17 protein-coding genes are annotated in these 15,134 nt (G+C 65.2%); 8 read left to right on the top strand and 9 right to left on the bottom strand.

Features of this window, described 5'->3' with window-relative positions:
• The first annotated feature begins 21 nt into the window (after nt 1-21).
• Nucleotides 22-1,065 (top strand): mechanosensitive ion channel family protein, encoded by a 1,044-nt coding sequence (locus ABXS05_RS30175; protein ID WP_367626441.1) that lies wholly within the window; start codon nt 22-24, stop codon nt 1,063-1,065.
• On the opposite strand, the gene ABXS05_RS30170 is transcribed toward ABXS05_RS30175, so the two are convergent.
• Complete coding sequence (locus tag ABXS05_RS30170) at nt 971-1,459, bottom strand: RrF2 family transcriptional regulator (protein WP_367626440.1); 489 nt, start codon at nt 1,457-1,459, stop codon at nt 971-973. The two genes, ABXS05_RS30175 and ABXS05_RS30170, sit on opposite strands and share 95 nt — an antisense overlap.
• Before the next feature lie 249 nt (nt 1,460-1,708).
• On the opposite strand from ABXS05_RS30170, the gene purH reads away from it, so the two are divergent.
• The 4 genes from purH (at nt 1,709) to ABXS05_RS30150 (ending at nt 5,083) form a co-directional block, all read left to right on the top strand.
• Nucleotides 1,709-3,298, top strand: a complete 1,590-nt coding sequence (gene purH / locus ABXS05_RS30165; protein WP_367626439.1) for a bifunctional phosphoribosylaminoimidazolecarboxamide formyltransferase/IMP cyclohydrolase — start codon at nt 1,709-1,711, stop codon at nt 3,296-3,298.
• A 357-nt stretch (nt 3,299-3,655) separates the two neighbouring features.
• Nucleotides 3,656-4,120, top strand: coding sequence for a hypothetical protein (locus ABXS05_RS30160; RefSeq protein WP_367626438.1), 465 nt, complete (start codon nt 3,656-3,658; stop codon nt 4,118-4,120).
• A complete protein-coding gene (locus tag ABXS05_RS30155) occupies nt 4,117-4,800 on the top strand; it encodes an OmpA family protein (protein WP_367626437.1) in 684 nt (227 codons plus the stop codon). Before ABXS05_RS30160 ends, ABXS05_RS30155 begins: the two co-directional genes overlap by 4 nt.
• 43 nt (nt 4,801-4,843) lie before the next feature.
• Nucleotides 4,844-5,083: a hypothetical protein gene (locus ABXS05_RS30150; protein ID WP_068289628.1), complete on the top strand. Its 240-nt coding sequence runs from the start codon at nt 4,844-4,846 to the stop codon at nt 5,081-5,083.
• Nucleotides 5,084-5,096: 13 nt separating this feature from the next.
• Here the strand turns inward: ABXS05_RS30150 and ABXS05_RS30145 are convergent, their stop codons facing one another.
• The 5 genes from ABXS05_RS30145 to ABXS05_RS30125 all read right to left on the bottom strand — a co-directional run bounded on the left by ABXS05_RS30145 (nt 5,097) and on the right by ABXS05_RS30125 (nt 9,323).
• A complete protein-coding gene (locus ABXS05_RS30145) occupies nt 5,097-5,483 on the bottom strand; it encodes a VOC family protein (RefSeq protein WP_311932758.1) in 387 nt (128 codons plus the stop codon).
• A 289-nt stretch (nt 5,484-5,772) separates the two neighbouring features.
• Nucleotides 5,773-6,138 carry a RidA family protein gene (locus ABXS05_RS30140; RefSeq protein ID WP_149252494.1) on the bottom strand — a complete coding sequence of 122 codons (366 nt, stop codon included), beginning with the start codon at nt 6,136-6,138 and terminating at the stop codon, nt 5,773-5,775.
• A gap of 67 nt (nt 6,139-6,205) precedes the next feature.
• Nucleotides 6,206-7,045 carry a carbohydrate ABC transporter permease gene (locus ABXS05_RS30135; RefSeq protein ID WP_311932756.1) on the bottom strand — a complete coding sequence of 280 codons (840 nt, stop codon included), beginning with the start codon at nt 7,043-7,045 and terminating at the stop codon, nt 6,206-6,208.
• A complete protein-coding gene (locus tag ABXS05_RS30130) occupies nt 7,042-7,911 on the bottom strand; it encodes a carbohydrate ABC transporter permease (RefSeq protein ID WP_367626436.1) in 870 nt (289 codons plus the stop codon). Before ABXS05_RS30130 ends, ABXS05_RS30135 begins: the two co-directional genes overlap by 4 nt.
• A gap of 176 nt (nt 7,912-8,087) precedes the next feature.
• The gene (locus ABXS05_RS30125) at nt 8,088-9,323 is read right to left on the bottom strand and encodes an ABC transporter substrate-binding protein (RefSeq protein WP_367626435.1); all 1,236 of its coding nucleotides are present in this window, start codon (nt 9,321-9,323) and stop codon (nt 8,088-8,090) included.
• Nucleotides 9,324-9,593: 270 nt separating this feature from the next.
• On the opposite strand from ABXS05_RS30125, the gene ABXS05_RS30120 reads away from it, so the two are divergent.
• From ABXS05_RS30120 to ABXS05_RS30110, 3 genes are read left to right on the top strand one after another with little or no spacing between them, the layout of a single operon-like run.
• A complete protein-coding gene (locus ABXS05_RS30120; protein WP_367626434.1) occupies nt 9,594-10,388 on the top strand; it encodes an SDR family oxidoreductase in 795 nt (264 codons plus the stop codon).
• Nucleotide 10,389: 1 nt separating this feature from the next.
• Nucleotides 10,390-11,457, top strand: coding sequence for an ABC transporter ATP-binding protein (locus ABXS05_RS30115; RefSeq protein WP_311932753.1), 1,068 nt, complete (start codon nt 10,390-10,392; stop codon nt 11,455-11,457).
• Between the two features lie 9 nt (nt 11,458-11,466).
• On the top strand, nt 11,467-11,955 hold the full coding sequence (locus tag ABXS05_RS30110) for a hypothetical protein (RefSeq protein ID WP_367626433.1): 489 nt from the start codon (nt 11,467-11,469) through the stop codon (nt 11,953-11,955).
• Nucleotides 11,956-12,365: 410 nt separating this feature from the next.
• On the opposite strand, the gene ABXS05_RS30105 is transcribed toward ABXS05_RS30110, so the two are convergent.
• From ABXS05_RS30105 to ABXS05_RS30095, 3 genes are all read right to left on the bottom strand, one after another.
• On the bottom strand, nt 12,366-13,937 hold the full coding sequence (locus tag ABXS05_RS30105; RefSeq protein WP_367626432.1) for a GMC family oxidoreductase: 1,572 nt from the start codon (nt 13,935-13,937) through the stop codon (nt 12,366-12,368).
• Nucleotides 13,938-14,126: 189 nt separating this feature from the next.
• Nucleotides 14,127-14,663, bottom strand: a complete 537-nt coding sequence (locus ABXS05_RS30100; protein ID WP_149252503.1) for a twin-arginine translocation signal domain-containing protein — start codon at nt 14,661-14,663, stop codon at nt 14,127-14,129.
• A gap of 94 nt (nt 14,664-14,757) precedes the next feature.
• The gene (locus tag ABXS05_RS30095) at nt 14,758-15,132 is read right to left on the bottom strand and encodes a VOC family protein (RefSeq protein WP_367626431.1); all 375 of its coding nucleotides are present in this window, start codon (nt 15,130-15,132) and stop codon (nt 14,758-14,760) included.
• Nucleotides 15,133-15,134: the final 2 nt, after the last annotated feature.

The raw sequence follows: 15,134 nt of genomic DNA, 5'->3' as shown, positions 1-15,134 counted from the left end.
AGCCGCCCCGGAGCCCCAGCCATGGTCGATGATCCCGCTTTCCTGCCCCTCCTGCTGATCGACCTCTTGGGGCTTGCCGGCATCGTCGTCTGGCATCTCCAGGGACGCCGGCGGCCGAGGGCGCGCCTGATCGTGCAGCTCCTGTTCTTTTCGGCGATGACGGCCCTCGCCGCGTGCAACGGCATCTGGCCGCATCAGCTCGGCACCAACGAAACCACGGGCCTTGCCGCCTTCGTCGCCAAATCGGCGCGGGTGCTGTGGTGGACCCACCTCGCCTGGGCCGTGATCGGCCTGATGCATATCTATTTCGCCCTCAACCGCCGGCCGCGCGAGGCCCATCTCCTGCAGGACCTGTTCGTGGCCCTCGCCTATCTCGGCGTCGGCCTCTCGATCCTGGGCTTCGTGTTCGGCGCTCCCGTCGGCACGCTGGTGGCGACCTCCGGCGTGGTCGCCGTCATTCTCGGCCTCGCCTTGCAGAACACGCTCGGCGACGTCTTCTCCGGCATCGCGCTGACCTTGGGGCGCTCCCATGCCATCGGCGACTGGATCGTGCTCAGCGACGGCACCGAAGGGCGCGTGGTCGAGACCAATTGGCGCGCCACCAATCTGGTCACCGGCGCCCATAACCTCGTGGTGCTGCCCAACAGCCTGCTGGCCAAGCTCAGCCTGACCAATCTCAGCCGCCCCGACGAGACCCACTGGATCAGCCAGAGCGTGCGGATCGCCGCGAGCCAGGGCCCGCAGGACAGCATCGAGACCCTCCGGGCCGTGTTGCGGAGCTGCGAGGAGATCCTCCGGGATCCCGCGCCGATCGTGGCGCTCAAATCGGTCGACGCGCTGGCGGTCGAGGCCGAGCTGCAATTCTGCGTGGCCAGTCCGGCACGGCGCACCCCGGCGCGCAATGAAGTGCTCGAGCGGCTCTACCAGGCCTATGGGACGAGTGGCCTCGCTTTCGCGCCGGCCGTGGCTTTCATCCAGCCCGCGCCAACACCCAGTCGAAGCTATCCTTCCACAGCTGCTCCGGGATCTCCTGTGACAGGATTCCGACCAGGTCCGAGAGCTTGACGCTGCGCAGTTTCTCGCGCCAGGCCTCGTCCGCCTCCCACATGATGCGCGCCACGGCGCAGGGCGCACTCTCGCAATAGCCCTTGGGGCGGCAGGGGTTGTTGGCGCGGATATTGGTGCACACGAAGGTGCGCGCCGGCCCTTCCACCGCCTCGACGATCTCGAGGAAGGTCAGCTCGGCCGGGGGCCGGGCCAGCCGGTAGCCGCCGGAGGGGCCGAGCGTGGTGTCGACCAGCCCGGCCTGCGACAAATGCTGCAGCGCCTTGGAGAGATACTCCTTCGGCACGCCGTGGAACTCGGCCAGCGCCTTGGTCGAGAGGTAGCGCCCGGCCGGCAGGCCGGCGAGGATCGCACAGCAATGCAGCGCCCATTCGACTTGGCTTTTCAGGATCATGCGGGTCGTTCCAGTGCGGCAGCACGCGCCGATAATTATGGATATACGGTATCCCTATTGGGAAGGGCTGTAAATGTGGGGCTTCCCGGGTGCGCGGACGTCCCGTCCGCTCTTCCTCTCCGCACGCATGACGGTTCCAAGATGCGGACGAGACGTCCGCGCACCCGGAAAGATCTCGCTCCAAAAATCTCCCCCTTCCCGTCATCTTGCGCTATCAAGCGGCCAAACCCTGCCTCGGAGATTGCCCCCTTGACCGCTGCTGCCCCCATCGCCCGCGCTTTGCTGTCCGTTTCGGACAAATCAGGCCTGATCGACTTCGCCAAAGGCCTCGCTGCCCATGGCGTCGAGCTGGTCTCGACCGGCGGCACGCGCAAGGCGCTGGAGGAGGCCGGCCTGGCCGTCAAGGACGTCTCCGACCTCACCGGCTTTCCGGAGATGATGGATGGCCGCGTCAAGACGCTGCATCCCAAGGTGCATGGCGGCCTGCTCGCCATCCGCGGCAATGAAGAGCATCGCGCCGCCATGGCCGCCCACGGCATCGGCCCGATCGACCTTCTCGTCGTCAATCTCTACCCCTTCGAGGCGACGCTCGCCCGCGGCGGCAGCTTCGAGGACCTGATCGAGAACATCGACATCGGCGGCCCCGCCATGATCCGCGCCGCCGCCAAGAACCATGACGACGTCACCGTCATCGTCGACGTCGCCGACTATGACGACGTGCTGGCCGAGATCGCCGAGAACGAGGGGGCGACCAGCCTCGCCTTCCGCCGCCGCATGGCCGCCAAGGCCTATGCCCGCACCGGCGCCTATGATGCCGCCATCTCCAACTGGTTTGCCGCCACCTTGGAGGAGGATACGCCGACCTTCCGCGCCTTCGGCGGCACGCTGGCCGAGGCGTTGCGCTATGGCGAGAACCCGCATCAGAGCGCGGCCTTCTACCTCACCCCCGAAAAGCGCCCGGGCGTGGCGACCGCCCGCCAGCTCCAGGGCAAGGCGCTCTCCTACAACAATCTCAACGACACCGACGCCGCCTTCGAATGCGTGGCCGAGTTCGACCCGGCCAAGTCGGCGGCCGTGGTGATCGTCAAGCACGCCAATCCCTGCGGCGTCGCGCAGGCGCCGACGCTGCTGGAAGCCTATGAGAAGGCCTTTGCCTGCGACCCCGTCTCGGCCTTCGGCGGCATCATCGCGGTGAACCGCACGCTCGATGCCGATACCGCGCGGAAAATCGTCGAGATCTTCACCGAGGTGATCGTCGCCCCCGACGCCAGCGAGGAAGCCATCGCCATCATCTCGGCCAAGAAGAACCTGCGCCTGCTCGTCACCGGCGCCCTGCCCGATCCGCGTGCCGAAGGCCTTACCGCCAAGACGCTGGCCGGCGGCCTGCTCGTGCAGTCGCGCGACAATGCCGTGGTCGACGACATGACCCTGAAGGTGGTGACCAAGCGTGCGCCCACGCCCGGGGAAATGGCCGACCTCGCCGTCGCCTTCCGCATCGCCAAGCATGTGAAGTCCAATGCCATCGTCTATGTGAAGGACGGCGCCAGCGTCGGCATCGGCGCCGGCCAGATGAGCCGCGTCGATTCGGCCCGCATCGCCGCCGCCAAGGCTGCCGATGCCGCCAAGCTGGCCGGCCTGCCGGATACGTTGACCAAGGGCTCGGTGGTGGCGTCCGACGCCTTCTTCCCCTTCGCCGACGGGTTGGAAGCCGCGGTCGCGGCCGGCGCCACCGCCGTGATCCAGCCCGGCGGCTCGCAGCGCGATGCCGAGGTGATCGCCGCCGCCGACGCGGCCGGCCTTGCCATGGTGTTCACCGGCACGCGCCACTTCCGGCATTGAGGCCGGCCCGGCTGCGCAAGCCCGATCAGCCTTCCCTGCGACATGGGGAAGGCCGTTTACCCGCCACGCGTCGCGGCGAGATGCGACGCGCCGGCCGGCTTTCGTGCCGGCACGTCTCCGCGCCTGTTCCCCCAGGTATAGCTGCCCGGCCCCGCAATGACGCATCCAGGCTGTCGTAGTGCCCTGGCCTGACCGAAGCTTCAACCTTTCTGTCCACAGCATATAGCTGTAGATGATCGCGCAGTTGAACTGTCGACAGGCCCGGTGATAGTTTCGCTCTGAAATCCATAAGCTTGTAGCTGGCTTTTGGTTTTCATTGGGGTACGGGGGAGACTTGGAGTGCGGGGAATCGTTGGAATGAAGCCGTTTTTTGTGCGCGCAGTGGTTGCCGCCGGCCTGGCGCTGGCGACGGTCGCCCCCTCTGTGGCCGAGGAGGCCGCCCGCGTGGTGCATCAGGGCAGCGTGCAGACCAGCGTTCCGGCTGGGGTCACGGTGATCGTCAAGAAGATCACCGTGGGCGAGGACGCCACGGTGGTCAGCCTCGTCGCCTCTTTCGACAGCCGCCAGACCAACCGCGTCAATCTCAACGACGTCAACGCCTTCCTCGAGATCGGCAACAACCAGAAGCTCAGCCTGCGCCAGCCCGAGGACAATCCCTATCTGATCATCCAGAACGGCCAGAGCATGGATGGGGAACTGGTCTTTCCCGGCCGTATTCCGGCCGATGCCGGCGAGGTGCGACTGGTCTTCAACGACGGCAATGCGGGCGATGATCTCAACGCCCCCGGCCTGACGCTCAAGATCCCGGTCAAGGCGCAATGAGGCGCCTCGGCGCCGCCATGGCGCTGCTGGCCCTGGTTCTTCCGGCGTTGCCGGCCTCGGCCCTCATCATCGAGCATCGCCGCGAGCCGATCGGCGGGCAGCCGACCGGGTTTCGCCCCAGCGACATCGGCACGAGCCGCTGGCAGCCCTATACCCTGCCACCCACCCGCTTTGCGCCGCAGACCCCGGCAAGCCGGCTGGGCCCGGCCGGCGGGACGACTAGGCTGCGCCTCAAAGAGGTGCCGGCCAAGCTGCGCAGCCGCACGCAGGCGCTGCTCGAGCAGTTCGGCGCCCGCGAGAGCGAAGGCAGGATCCTGATCAGCCTGCCGGGTGACGTGCTGTTCGATTTCGACAGGGCCGACATCCGTGCCGATGCCAGGCCGGTGCTGGCGCGGCTCACCGAAGTGCTCAAAGCCTTCCCCAAGGCGCCGGTGGCGATCGGTGGCCATACCGACGCCAAGGGCGAGGACGACTACAATCTCGCTCTGTCCGAGCGCCGCGCGGCCTCGGTGAAGGCCTATCTCGCCCGCAGCAAGATCAGCCCCGGCCGCCTGACCATCGAGGGCTATGGCGAAACCCGCCCCGTCGCCCCCAACCAGAAGGCCGACGGCGCCGACGATCCCGAAGGCCGCCAGCGCAACCGCCGGGTTGAGTTCGAGATCGGCAGGCCGCCGGAATGATCGAGGCCCTTCCCATCATGATCATCCAGCAAGAGGCGACACCATGGCGTTGATCCCCTGCCCGGCCTGTACCCAGCGTGTTTCCGAGCAGGCCCTGGCTTGCCCGTCCTGCGGGCATCCGATCGCCGCCGCCGGCGAGGGCAAGCAGACGGCCATCCGCGTGCTGGGCGGCGTCGCCGGCACCTATGTCTCGGCCAACGCCCTGGTGCAGCTCGTGCTCGGCGCAGTCTTCTGCATCAGCGTGGCCGCGGTGATCATGACGCTGATCATCGTCAGCGGCTGAGCCGCGGCGCCTCTCAGACCGCCACCTTGGTGCAGATCTCGACCAGGCAGCCATTGTTGTCGCGCACATAAGCGACGATCTGGCCCCAGGGCTTCTGCGCCGGCGGCGATACCGCCTGCGCCCCCGCGAACAGGGCCTTCTTGTAGGCGATCTCGACATCGTCGACCACCAGCGCGATCTCGGTGCCCGCCGGCGGCGCATCCGGCCGGTTGGGCTGGAAGCTGCCGACCATGTCGGTAACGAAGCTCTCATCGGCAAAGCACAACGCCGTCTCGCCGGTGACAAGCTCGGCGAACTGCCCCTCGGCAATGAAGCGCGTCTCCAGCCCGAAGGCCTGCTTGTAGAAGGCCGACGTCTCCACGACATCGCGAACGTAATGAACGACGTAACCGAGCTTCATGACAATGTTCCCTGTTTGTTCGCATAAGCGATAAAACAAAGAGCTGGTTTTGTCGAGTCCGAGAAACGGGATTTTGGGGTGAGTCGAGAGGCGCTTCCCCATCCCTTGATACGGTTCACTGAAACGTCTTCGAATTTGCGCGACCTTTGTCATTGCCGGGCTTCGGCCCGGCAATCCATCTCTCCAGCCGGTTTCCGCGTGCGACTTCTGGATAGCCGGGCCGAAGCCCGGCTATGACAAATCGGAGCGTTTCCGCTTCAAACAGCCTTGCTCCCTCACCCCTGGCCTTTCACAGCGGCTTGTAGGCGATCGCCTCGATCTCGATCTTGATGTCGATCATCAGCCGCGCCTCCAGTGTGGTGCGCGCCGGCGGGTTGGCGGGGAAATAGCTGCCATAGACCTTGTTGAAGGCGCCGAAATCGCGGGCGTCGGCCAGGATCACCGTGGTCTTGACCACATCCTCCAGCCCCGCCCCGGCCAGCGCCAGGGCCTTGGCCAGGTTGTCCATCACCTGGCGGGTCTGCGCCTCGATGCCGCCCGGCACCACCGAGCCGTCCGCCAGGGTCGGCACCTGGCCGGAAACATGGATGCTGTCACCCGCCCGCACGGCCGGGGACAGGGGGACATGGGAGGTGCCGAAATGCTGCTTGGTCATGGATATCCCGATAGGTTGTGCCAATGGCTTGCATCATTGCTTCGCTTCGCGCGCAATGACACGAGTCCTACTTCACCGCCCCCAGGGCGAGGCCGCGCATCAAATAGCGCTGCAACCAGGTGAACAGGATCGCGATCGGGATGGTCGCCGCCAGGGCGGCGGCCATCACATAGTTCCATTCCACCGTGTAGCGCCCGGCCACCAGATTCACCACCTGCAAAGGCAGCGTATAGGCCTCCTGCTTGCGCAGCATGGTGAGGGCGATGACATATTCGTTCCAGGCATTGATGAAGGTGAAGATCGCCGTCACCGCCATGGCGGGCAGCGCCAGCGGCAGGAACACCTTGACCAACGTGGCGAAGGGGCTGGCGCCCTCGATCCAGGCCGCCTCCTCCAGATCCTTGGGAATGGTGGAGAAATAGCTCTGCAGCATCCACACCGCGAAGGCGAGGTTGAAGGCGATGTAGATGAAGGTGACGCCGCTCAGGCTGTCGATTAGCTGGAAGCCGAGGCGGTTGCCGAGTTCCACCAGAAGCCGGAACAGGCCGAAGACCAGCACGATCGGCGACAGCATCTGCGAGATCAAGAGGAACTGCCGGAATGCCCCGCGCGCGGCAAAGCGATAGCGGCTGAGCGCATAGGCGGCGGGAATGGCGACGAGCACCGTCAGCACGGTGGTGACCAGCGACACGATCAGCGAATTGGCGAGTGCCGGCCCGAAAGCCGTCTCGGTATACATGGTGACGAAATTGCCCCAGACCGGCCGGCTCGGCCACCAGGAGGAAGACAGCATCTCCTCCGTCGGCTTGAGCGCCGTCACCAGCATCACCGCGAAGGGAAACAGCGTGAGGACGATCAGCGGCGCCAGCAGGATCCAGTAGAGCACGGAGCGCTTGAGCTTGCTCATGCCTGTTCCTCCTCGCGCATGGCCAGCCGCACATAGATGACGGCGAAGACCAGCAGCAGCGCGAACATGATGATCGACACCGCCGCCGCCTCGCCAAACTTACCCAGGCGGAAGGCGAGCTTGTAGAGATAGGTCACCAGGATGTCGGTGGAATTGGCCGGGCCGCCCTGCGTGGTCACCCAGATGATCGGGAAGGAATTGAACACGTTGATGGTGTTCATCACCAAGGCGATGTTGATGAAGGGCTTCAGCAGGGGCAGCGTGATGTGGGTGAATTGCTGCCAGCGGCTCGCGCCCTCCACCGCACCGGCATCGTAGAGATCGTCGGGCACCGAGGAGAGGCCGCCCAGGAAGATCGTCACCGTGAAGGGAATCGAGACCAGGATGCCGATCAGGATCTGCATCGGAAAGGCGGTGGTGGCGTCCGCCAGCCATTCGATATTGCTGCTGATCAGGCCCAGGCCCCGCAGCCCGGAATTGAGCATGCCGCTCTCGCCGTTGAGCGCCCAGCGCCAGACCACCGCCGTCATGGCGAGCGACACCGCCCAGGGCAGCATGATGATGACGCGGGCAAGGCTCCGCCCGTAGAAATCGTCGTTGAGGATGAGGGCGATCGGCACCGAGACGATCAGCGTGCCGGCCACCACGCCCACCGTCCAGACCAGGGTGCGCCACAGCGCGGCGATGAAATCGGGATCGGCGAACAGGGCCTGGAAGTTGGCGAGGCCGGCAAACTCCCGAAGCTGGCCGAAACGGTTGACGTCATGCAGCGAGATCTGGCCGATCTGATAGAGCGGCCAGAAGATGATGAAGGCCGCCATCAGGAAGCTGGGCAGGATCAGAAGATAGGGTGTCGCACGCCCCATGCGGTGGGTGTCTCCTGGTCGGATGGTTTTCCGGCTACGGTGGGGCGGGTAAGCGGCACCGCGTCGCCCCTTCATGCGAGACGCCGTGCCTGCTGGCAAGTGCATGATGGCAAAGTTCCCCTCTCCCTGAATGGAGAGGGGTTGTGGGTGAGGATTACAGCCCCACCGTCATCCCGTTACTTCTTGGCGAGGATGCCGTTGACCTTGGCAGCCGCTTCCTTGAGCGTCGGCTCGATCTCGCCCTTGCCCAGATAGATGGTCTGGATCGCATTGGAGGTGGTCTGGGCGATGTCTTCCCAGCCCGGGATCACCGGCGCGAAGATGGCGCCGGGCAGGAGGGAAGCGAACACCTTCTTGTCCGGATCGTCGGCGAAATAGGGATCCTGGGCCTCCTTGGCATTCACCGGCAGGAAGCCTTCGTTCTTGTCGAAGGCGGTGCGCTGCTCGGTGGTGAACAGGAAGGCGAGGAATTTGAAGGCCTCGTCCTTCACCTTGGAATTCTCGAACAGCACGATCGAATCGGTCACGCCATAGGTGAAGGGTTTGCCGTCAGGCCCGAGCGGAATCGGCGCCACGCCATATTTCAGGTTGGGCGCTTCCTTCTTGATCTGGCCGGAGAGGAAAGGCGCGGTGATCACGGTCGCGACCTTGCCCTGCTTGAACAGGTTCTGCACGTCCTCGCGAGCATAGGAGGTCACGCCCGGCTCGGTAAAGCCACCATCGATGAAGCCCTTGTAGAGCTTGGCCGCATCGATCGCCGCCTGGCTGTCGAGGCCGGACTTGCCGTCCTTGACGATCGCCCCGCCATTGGCCCACAGCCCATAGTAGAAATAGACGTCCGTCTCGATTTCCTTGCCCTGCAGGCCGAAGGGGGCCACGTCCGGCGAGGACGCCTTGATCTTGGCGGCGGCGGCCTGGAAATCAGCCCAGGTCTTGGGGAACTCGGTCACGCCGGCTTTGGTGAAGACGTCCTTGTTGTAGTACATGGCGCGGGCGGAGGCGGCGATCGGCAGGCCGTAGGTCTTGCCGTCCATCACCGAGGGCGACAGGAAGGTCTCGATGAAGCTGCCCTTGAATTCGGGCGTAATGTAGCTGTCGAGCGGAGCGACCACGCCCTGGGAGACATAATCGAGCAGCCAGCGCGTGCCGATGATCGAGAGGTCGGCATTGGTGCCGGCCGAGATGTCGGTGGTCAGCTTCTGCTGGAGATTGTCCCACGGCACCACTTCGATCTCGATCTTGGTGTCGGGATTGGCTTTCTGGAACGCCTCCGCGGCTTCCTTGAAATAAGGGCCGGTGTCCTTCGAATATTCGGCGATGGTCACGCGCACCGTGCCAGCCTGCGCCACCGAAGCGCAAGCCAGGAGACTGGCGCCTGCGAGCAGCATCGCCATCCGTCCGATCATTGTCATGAAACGTCCCCGTCCTTGTCATTGCTGCGGTCGTTGCCGCGCCCCCGCGCGCCTCGCCGCTAGAGGGCGCTAATGTTCCCCGTAATCGAAAACCGCGCAAGCAGATTTGACCAACCGGCCTATGGCCGGCGCGGTTTTGTCAGTCCCATCGCATTACCCCCAATCTTCGCCGGCGGGAGGCGCCATGCGGCTTTGCCTTCGCGCCAGCGCCATGCATAGATGGCGCCCGCTTTCCTTCGCAAAGAACCATCCGTTCCCACGAGTCTTCCGATGTCCGATCCTGCCAACCTCCCCGATCCCTTCGGCCTTTCGGGACGCCACGTCCTGGTCACCGGCGCCGGCGGCGGCATCGGGCGGGCGATGATCGACGCCTTCCTGCGGGCCGGCGCCACGGTCTCGGGCGCCGACAGGGATGCGGCCCTGCTGGAAAGCCTGCCCCTGCAGCACCGGCTCGTCTTCGATCTCACCGACGCCAAGGCCTGCGCCGATGCCGTTGCCCAACTGGCGGCCCAGGGCACCACCCCCGACATCCTGGTCAACAATGCCGGCTTCACCCGCGCCGAGACGCTGGATGACGTGGACGACGCGGTCTGGGACAGCGAGCTTGCCATCAACCTCACCGGCGCCTTCCATGTCACCCGGCCCGTGATGGCGGCGATGGCGGCGCGCGGCAGCGGTTCGGTCGTCTTCGTCGCCTCGGTCAACGGGCTCGGCCATTATGGCAACCCGGCCTATTCGGCCGCCAAGGCCGGGCTGATCGCCTATGCCAAGTCGATCGCGGTGGAGGCTGGCCGCGACGGCATCCGCGCCAATGTCGTCTGCCCCGGCTCGGTGCGCACGCCGGCCTGGGACCATCGCCTTGCCAAGGATCCGACGATCCTCGAAGATGTCGTCTCCCACTACCCGCTCGGCCGGATGGTGCGCCCCGAAGACGTCGCCAATGCCGCCGTCTTCCTGGCCTCCCCGCTCGCCGCCGGCGTGACGGGGGCGGTCCTGCCGGTCGATGGCGGCCTGACCGCCGGCAATCTGCGCTTCGTGCGCGACATCATCGAAAGGAGGTCGTGACATGGCGGGCCTGCAGGTCAAGGCGCTGCAAAAGCGATATGGCTCGGCCGTGATCCTCAAGGGCATCGACCTCGATGTCCGCGACGGCGAATTCGTGGTGCTGGTCGGTCCCTCCGGCTGCGGCAAGTCCACGCTGCTGCGCATGATCGCAGGCCTCGACGAGATCTCGGACGGCGAATTGTGGATCGGCTCCAAGCTCGCCAACAAGCTGTCGCCGCAGCAGCGCAACATCTCCATGGTGTTCCAGAGCTACGCCCTGTTCCCGCACATGACCACGCGCGCCAATATCGGCTTCGGCCCGCGCATGCGCGGCGAGAGCGCCCAGTCGATCGAGCCGCGCGTGAAAAAGGCGGCGAGCGTGCTCAACCTGCACGACTATCTCGACCGCTATCCCCGCCAGCTCTCCGGCGGCCAGCGCCAGCGCGTCGCCATGGGCCGTACCATCGTGCGCCAGCCCGAGCTCTTCCTGTTCGACGAACCGCTCTCCAATCTCGACGCCAAGCTGCGCGTGCAGATGCGTACCGAGATCAAGGCGCTGCACCAGGACCTGAAGACCACCATCGTCTACGTCACGCATGACCAGATCGAGGCCATGACCATGGCCGATCGCATCGTGGTGATGAATGCCGGCCATATCGAGCAGGTCGGCACGCCGCTCGAGCTCTATGATCGGCCGGCCAACCGCTTCGTGGCGAGCTTCCTCGGCTCGCCCTCGATGGGCTTCATTCCCGGTACGGCCGAGAAAGGCGATGGCGCGCCGCGTCTGCGTACCAGGAACGGCCTCTTGCTGCCGATGGGTGACAGCACCGCCGCTTCCGGGCAGGCGGTCGAGATCGGCATCCGCCCCGAGCATTTCATCGTCGGCGATGCGCAGACCGGCTTTCCCTTCGTGGTCGGCGTGGTCGAGCCCACCGGCGCGGAGACCCATCTGTTCGGCACCATCGACGGCACCGAGATGCGCGCGGTGTTTCGCGAACGCCTGTCGCCCCAGCCGGGCGAGACGCTCTACCTTGATGTCAACAGGGCCAATGTCCACGTCTTCGACCCGCAGAGCGGTGCGAGGCTGTAGCTGGAATCCATGCCCTTCGACACCAATCCCTTCCCCGACGATCCCGAACGCCACGCCCTGTGGGAGATGCTGGTCCGCCGCGACATCGACGCCTATCTCGAGGCGGACTGGCCGGCGGTGGCGGATGATTTCCTCGCCGAGACCTTCTTCGGCCTCAGCGGCCTCAAATCCGCCAATCCGGACGAATGGCGCATGATCTTCCCGCGCCTCGACGATTACCGCGACCGCTGGCTGAGCCAGGCCCGGCTCTCGGCGGCCACCGCCTATGCCGAGCCCCGCCGCGAGGCGCTCTATCGCATCACCACGCTCCAGGACATCGACATCAACGGCGACCGGGCAGTGGCCCACAAAAAGTTCGACGGCACCATCGCCAAAGCCGACAGCAGCATCGATACCATCAACTGGCAGACCCTCTATCTGTGCAACCGGGTCGACGGACGCTGGAAGATCGCCGGCTTCGTCGGTTACTTGCCCAATCCGATGGGGATCGCAAGCTGAGCGCTGCCAGCCGATATCCGGCAACTCGGCAACTGCCAATCATGGTTGCTGGGTGTAGCTTCTCGGGAATCGCAGGCGTCCCTGCTCATAGGCGCTAACTTTGCCGATGAGGTGCGGGCCCTTTACCGTCCCCTGGAGGGGGAGGGTCGACACGCAGTGTCGGGGTGGGGTGGCTCCCTCGCGGAGATTACGCTCATTTTGACAAAACCTGCTTAATTTCACCCCACCCCGGCCTTACAGGCCGCCCCTCCCCCTCCAGGGGAGGGTAAGAAATCGGCGCGTTCTCAACTTAAGTTAGCGCCTATGGGCAGGGATGCCTGCGGTCTCAGAAAAAGGCAGTGCCAAGTAGATTGGCACGAGCAGGATCTCGCGGCACGGGAGGTGCACTCTGCGCCTCCCGTGCCGCGTCCCTACAACTCGCCCTTCTTCAGGCTGGCGGCAATGAAATCGGCCTGCCGGATGGCGAGCGCCACGATGGTCAGTGTGGGATTCTCGGCGCCGCCGCTGGTGAACTGGCTGCCATCCGAGACGAACAGGTTCTTGATGTCGTGCGTCTGGCCGTGCTTGTTGACCACGCCGTCGGAGGCCTTGGCACTCATGCGGTTGGTGCCGAGATTGTGGGTTGAAGGATAGGGCGGCGTCGGGAAGGTCCTGACGGCACCGACCGCCTCATAGATTGCCTGTCCCTGCCGATAGGCATGGTTGCGCATGGCAGTATCGTTCTCGTGGTCGTCGAAATGCACATTGGCGACCGGCATGCCCGCCTTGTCCTTGACGGAGGAATGCAGGGTGATGCGGTTGGCCTCGCTCGGCATGTCCTCGCCGACGATCCACATGCCGGCCATGTGGTCGTAGCTGTCGAGCGCCGAGGTGAAGGAACGCCCCCAGGCGCCGGGATCGAGAAACGCCGCCATGAAGGGCAGCCCGAGCGAGAGCGTCTCCAACTCATAGCCGCCGGCAAAGCCACGCTTGGGATCGTGGCGCGCCTCGTCCCTGACGATGCCGGCCATGGTGGTACCGCGATACATGTGCACCGGCTTTTCGAAAATGCCGTAGACCGAGCCGGTGGTGTGGCGCATGTAGTTGCGGCCGACCTGGCCCGAGCTGTTGGCGAGGCCGTCCGGGAACAGGTTCGAAGCCGAGTTGAGCAGCAAGCGCGGGCTCTCGATGGAATTGCCGGCAACCGCGACGACACGCGCCTTCTGGCGCTGGGTCTTGCCGTCCTTGTCGAGATAGACCACGCTGGTGACCTTGCCCTTCGCATCATGCTCGATCTTGACGGCCTGGCTGTTCGGCCGGACCTCGAGATTGCCGGTCTCCTCGCCCTTGGGGATCTCGGCGTAGAGGGTCGACCATTTCGCGCCGGATTTGCAGCCCTGGAAGCAGAAGCCGATCTGCTGGCAGGAGCCGCGCCCGTCGCGCGGCTGGCTGTTGATCGCCATGCGGCCGGTATGCACTTCCTTGTAGCCGAGCTTCTTGGCGCCGGCCTCCAGCACCTTGTAGTTGTTGTTGCCGGGCAGGCCGGGAATGTTGTTGGTGCGCGTCACCCCCATCTTGTCCTCGGCCTTGGCGTAATAAGGCTCGAGTTCGGCCAGGGTGATCGGCCAGTCCAGGAGATTGGCGCCCGGCAGGCTGCCATAGGTGGAGCGGATCTTGAACTCGTGCTCCTGGAAGCGCAGCGAGGCACCGGCCCAATGCACGCTGGAGCCGCCGACCGCCTTGACGATCCAGGCCGGCAGATTGGGGAAGTCCTTGTGCACGCGCCAGCTTCCGGAGGTGGTGCGCATGTCCTTCCAGGCAAGCTGGCCGAAGCTCTCCCACTCGTCGTTGACGAAATCCTCGATCTCGTAGCGGCCGCCCGCTTCGAGGATCACGACCTTCACGCCCTTGAGGGCCAGTTCGGTGCCCAGCGTGCCGCCGCCAGCGCCGGAGCCGACGATCACCACGACGGAATCGTCGTTCAGATCAAAAGGAGCTGCCATGGTTCCGTCTCCTCCAAGGCGTCCTGCGCAAAGACGGTCTCGTCTCAGGTCGCAAGGACGCGTCGAACCAAAGAATGAGAGAAAAAATGCGTTCTGGTTGAAACGCGCTTTGCTCAGGGAATGGGTGCCGCCGGCGGAAAACCCGTCCGGAGGAAATGAGGGCTGGAAATCGGTCTCTACCGGCCGGGATCAGAGCCACTCGATGTCGGAAAAGCCGCGGTTGATATAGCCGCCCTTGTCGGCGGAGGAGCCCTCATAGCCAAAGAGGGGCCAGACCTCCTTCTGGTTGTAGAGACTGACCACCAGGCCCGAGCGCACCGCGCCGAAGAAGGGCGAGGCCTCGACCTTGCGCAGGATCGCCAGCCTCTCCTCTTCCCAGCCGAGGTCGGCATAGCGCTTGCCGCCCGCCGCCGCGGCCAGCCCGTCCAGCGTGGTCACGCCATCCTCGAACAGGGCCTTGCTGGCCGCATCCTTGCCGGCCTTGGCATCGAAATCCTTGACGGCGATGGCGTAATAGCGATCGGGCAGCCGATCGTGGGGATAGATGTCGCGTGACATCCGGATCAGCGTTTCCAGCGTCTCCGGCTTCAGCGCGGTAGCGTCCAGCGCCCAGGCCTCCCGCGGGCAGTAAAGCGCCCCGCCGGCGACCACCAGCGCAACGCCGGTCGCAGCCGAGACGATAAAACCGCGACGGGACAGTTCACCTGCCTGCCTGGCTTTCTTCATGTTGTCCTCCCTGCTTGTTGCGCCGGGGCTGCCATCGGCGCCCCGGTCTGCCGTTCTTGTCATGCCGGGCGGCCGCGCGCAGGCGGCCGGCGGGCTATTTGTAGCGCCCGCCCCGCTGCAGGACCTCGATCTTGTAGCCATCCGGATCCTGGATGAAGAAGAAGCGCGCGGCCCCCGAACCATCCGGGAAGGAGAGGCTCTTCAGATCGCCGGGCGCGAGGCCGAGGGCCGAGACCTTTGCATGAACAGCCTCGAGGTCCGGCACGGAGATCGCCAGGTGGCCATAGCCATCCCCGAGCTGATAGGGCTCGGTACGGCCCTTGTTGACCGTCAGTTCCAGCTCGAAGCCGGTCTCGTCGCTGAGATAGATCAGGGTGAAGCTCTCGAAGGCGAAGCGGCCGGCGATATCAAGCCCAAAGGCCTTCCGGTAGAAATCGACCGAACGCTCCTCGTCGAGAACGCGGATCATGC

The organism is Labrys neptuniae, from assembly GCF_040797145.1.
Classification (GTDB): Bacteria; Pseudomonadota; Alphaproteobacteria; order Rhizobiales; family Labraceae; genus Labrys; species Labrys neptuniae.
This window is presented reverse-complemented; position numbering and strand designations above follow the sequence as displayed.

Excerpts from the sequence above, each read along its gene's own strand:
- ABXS05_RS30175 (WP_367626441.1), top strand. The coding sequence starts at position 22 with ATGGTCGATGATCCCGCTTTCCTGCCCCTCCTGCTGATCGACCTCTTG.
- ABXS05_RS30170 (WP_367626440.1), bottom strand. The coding sequence starts at position 1,459 with ATGATCCTGAAAAGCCAAGTCGAATGGGCGCTGCATTGCTGTGCGATC.
- ABXS05_RS30160 (WP_367626438.1), top strand. The coding sequence starts at position 3,656 with ATGAAGCCGTTTTTTGTGCGCGCAGTGGTTGCCGCCGGCCTGGCGCTG.
- ABXS05_RS30155 (WP_367626437.1), top strand. The coding sequence starts at position 4,117 with ATGAGGCGCCTCGGCGCCGCCATGGCGCTGCTGGCCCTGGTTCTTCCG.
- ABXS05_RS30150 (WP_068289628.1), top strand. The coding sequence starts at position 4,844 with ATGGCGTTGATCCCCTGCCCGGCCTGTACCCAGCGTGTTTCCGAGCAG.
- ABXS05_RS30145 (WP_311932758.1), bottom strand. The coding sequence starts at position 5,483 with ATGAAGCTCGGTTACGTCGTTCATTACGTTCGCGATGTCGTGGAGACG.
- ABXS05_RS30140 (WP_149252494.1), bottom strand. The coding sequence starts at position 6,138 with ATGACCAAGCAGCATTTCGGCACCTCCCATGTCCCCCTGTCCCCGGCC.
- ABXS05_RS30135 (WP_311932756.1), bottom strand. The coding sequence starts at position 7,045 with ATGAGCAAGCTCAAGCGCTCCGTGCTCTACTGGATCCTGCTGGCGCCG.
- ABXS05_RS30130 (WP_367626436.1), bottom strand. The coding sequence starts at position 7,911 with ATGGGGCGTGCGACACCCTATCTTCTGATCCTGCCCAGCTTCCTGATG.
- ABXS05_RS30125 (WP_367626435.1), bottom strand. The coding sequence starts at position 9,323 with ATGACAATGATCGGACGGATGGCGATGCTGCTCGCAGGCGCCAGTCTC.
- ABXS05_RS30120 (WP_367626434.1), top strand. The coding sequence starts at position 9,594 with ATGTCCGATCCTGCCAACCTCCCCGATCCCTTCGGCCTTTCGGGACGC.
- ABXS05_RS30115 (WP_311932753.1), top strand. The coding sequence starts at position 10,390 with ATGGCGGGCCTGCAGGTCAAGGCGCTGCAAAAGCGATATGGCTCGGCC.
- ABXS05_RS30110 (WP_367626433.1), top strand. The coding sequence starts at position 11,467 with ATGCCCTTCGACACCAATCCCTTCCCCGACGATCCCGAACGCCACGCC.
- ABXS05_RS30105 (WP_367626432.1), bottom strand. The coding sequence starts at position 13,937 with ATGGCAGCTCCTTTTGATCTGAACGACGATTCCGTCGTGGTGATCGTC.
- ABXS05_RS30100 (WP_149252503.1), bottom strand. The coding sequence starts at position 14,663 with ATGAAGAAAGCCAGGCAGGCAGGTGAACTGTCCCGTCGCGGTTTTATC.
- ABXS05_RS30095 (WP_367626431.1), bottom strand. The coding sequence starts at position 15,132 with ATGATCCGCGTTCTCGACGAGGAGCGTTCGGTCGATTTCTACCGGAAG.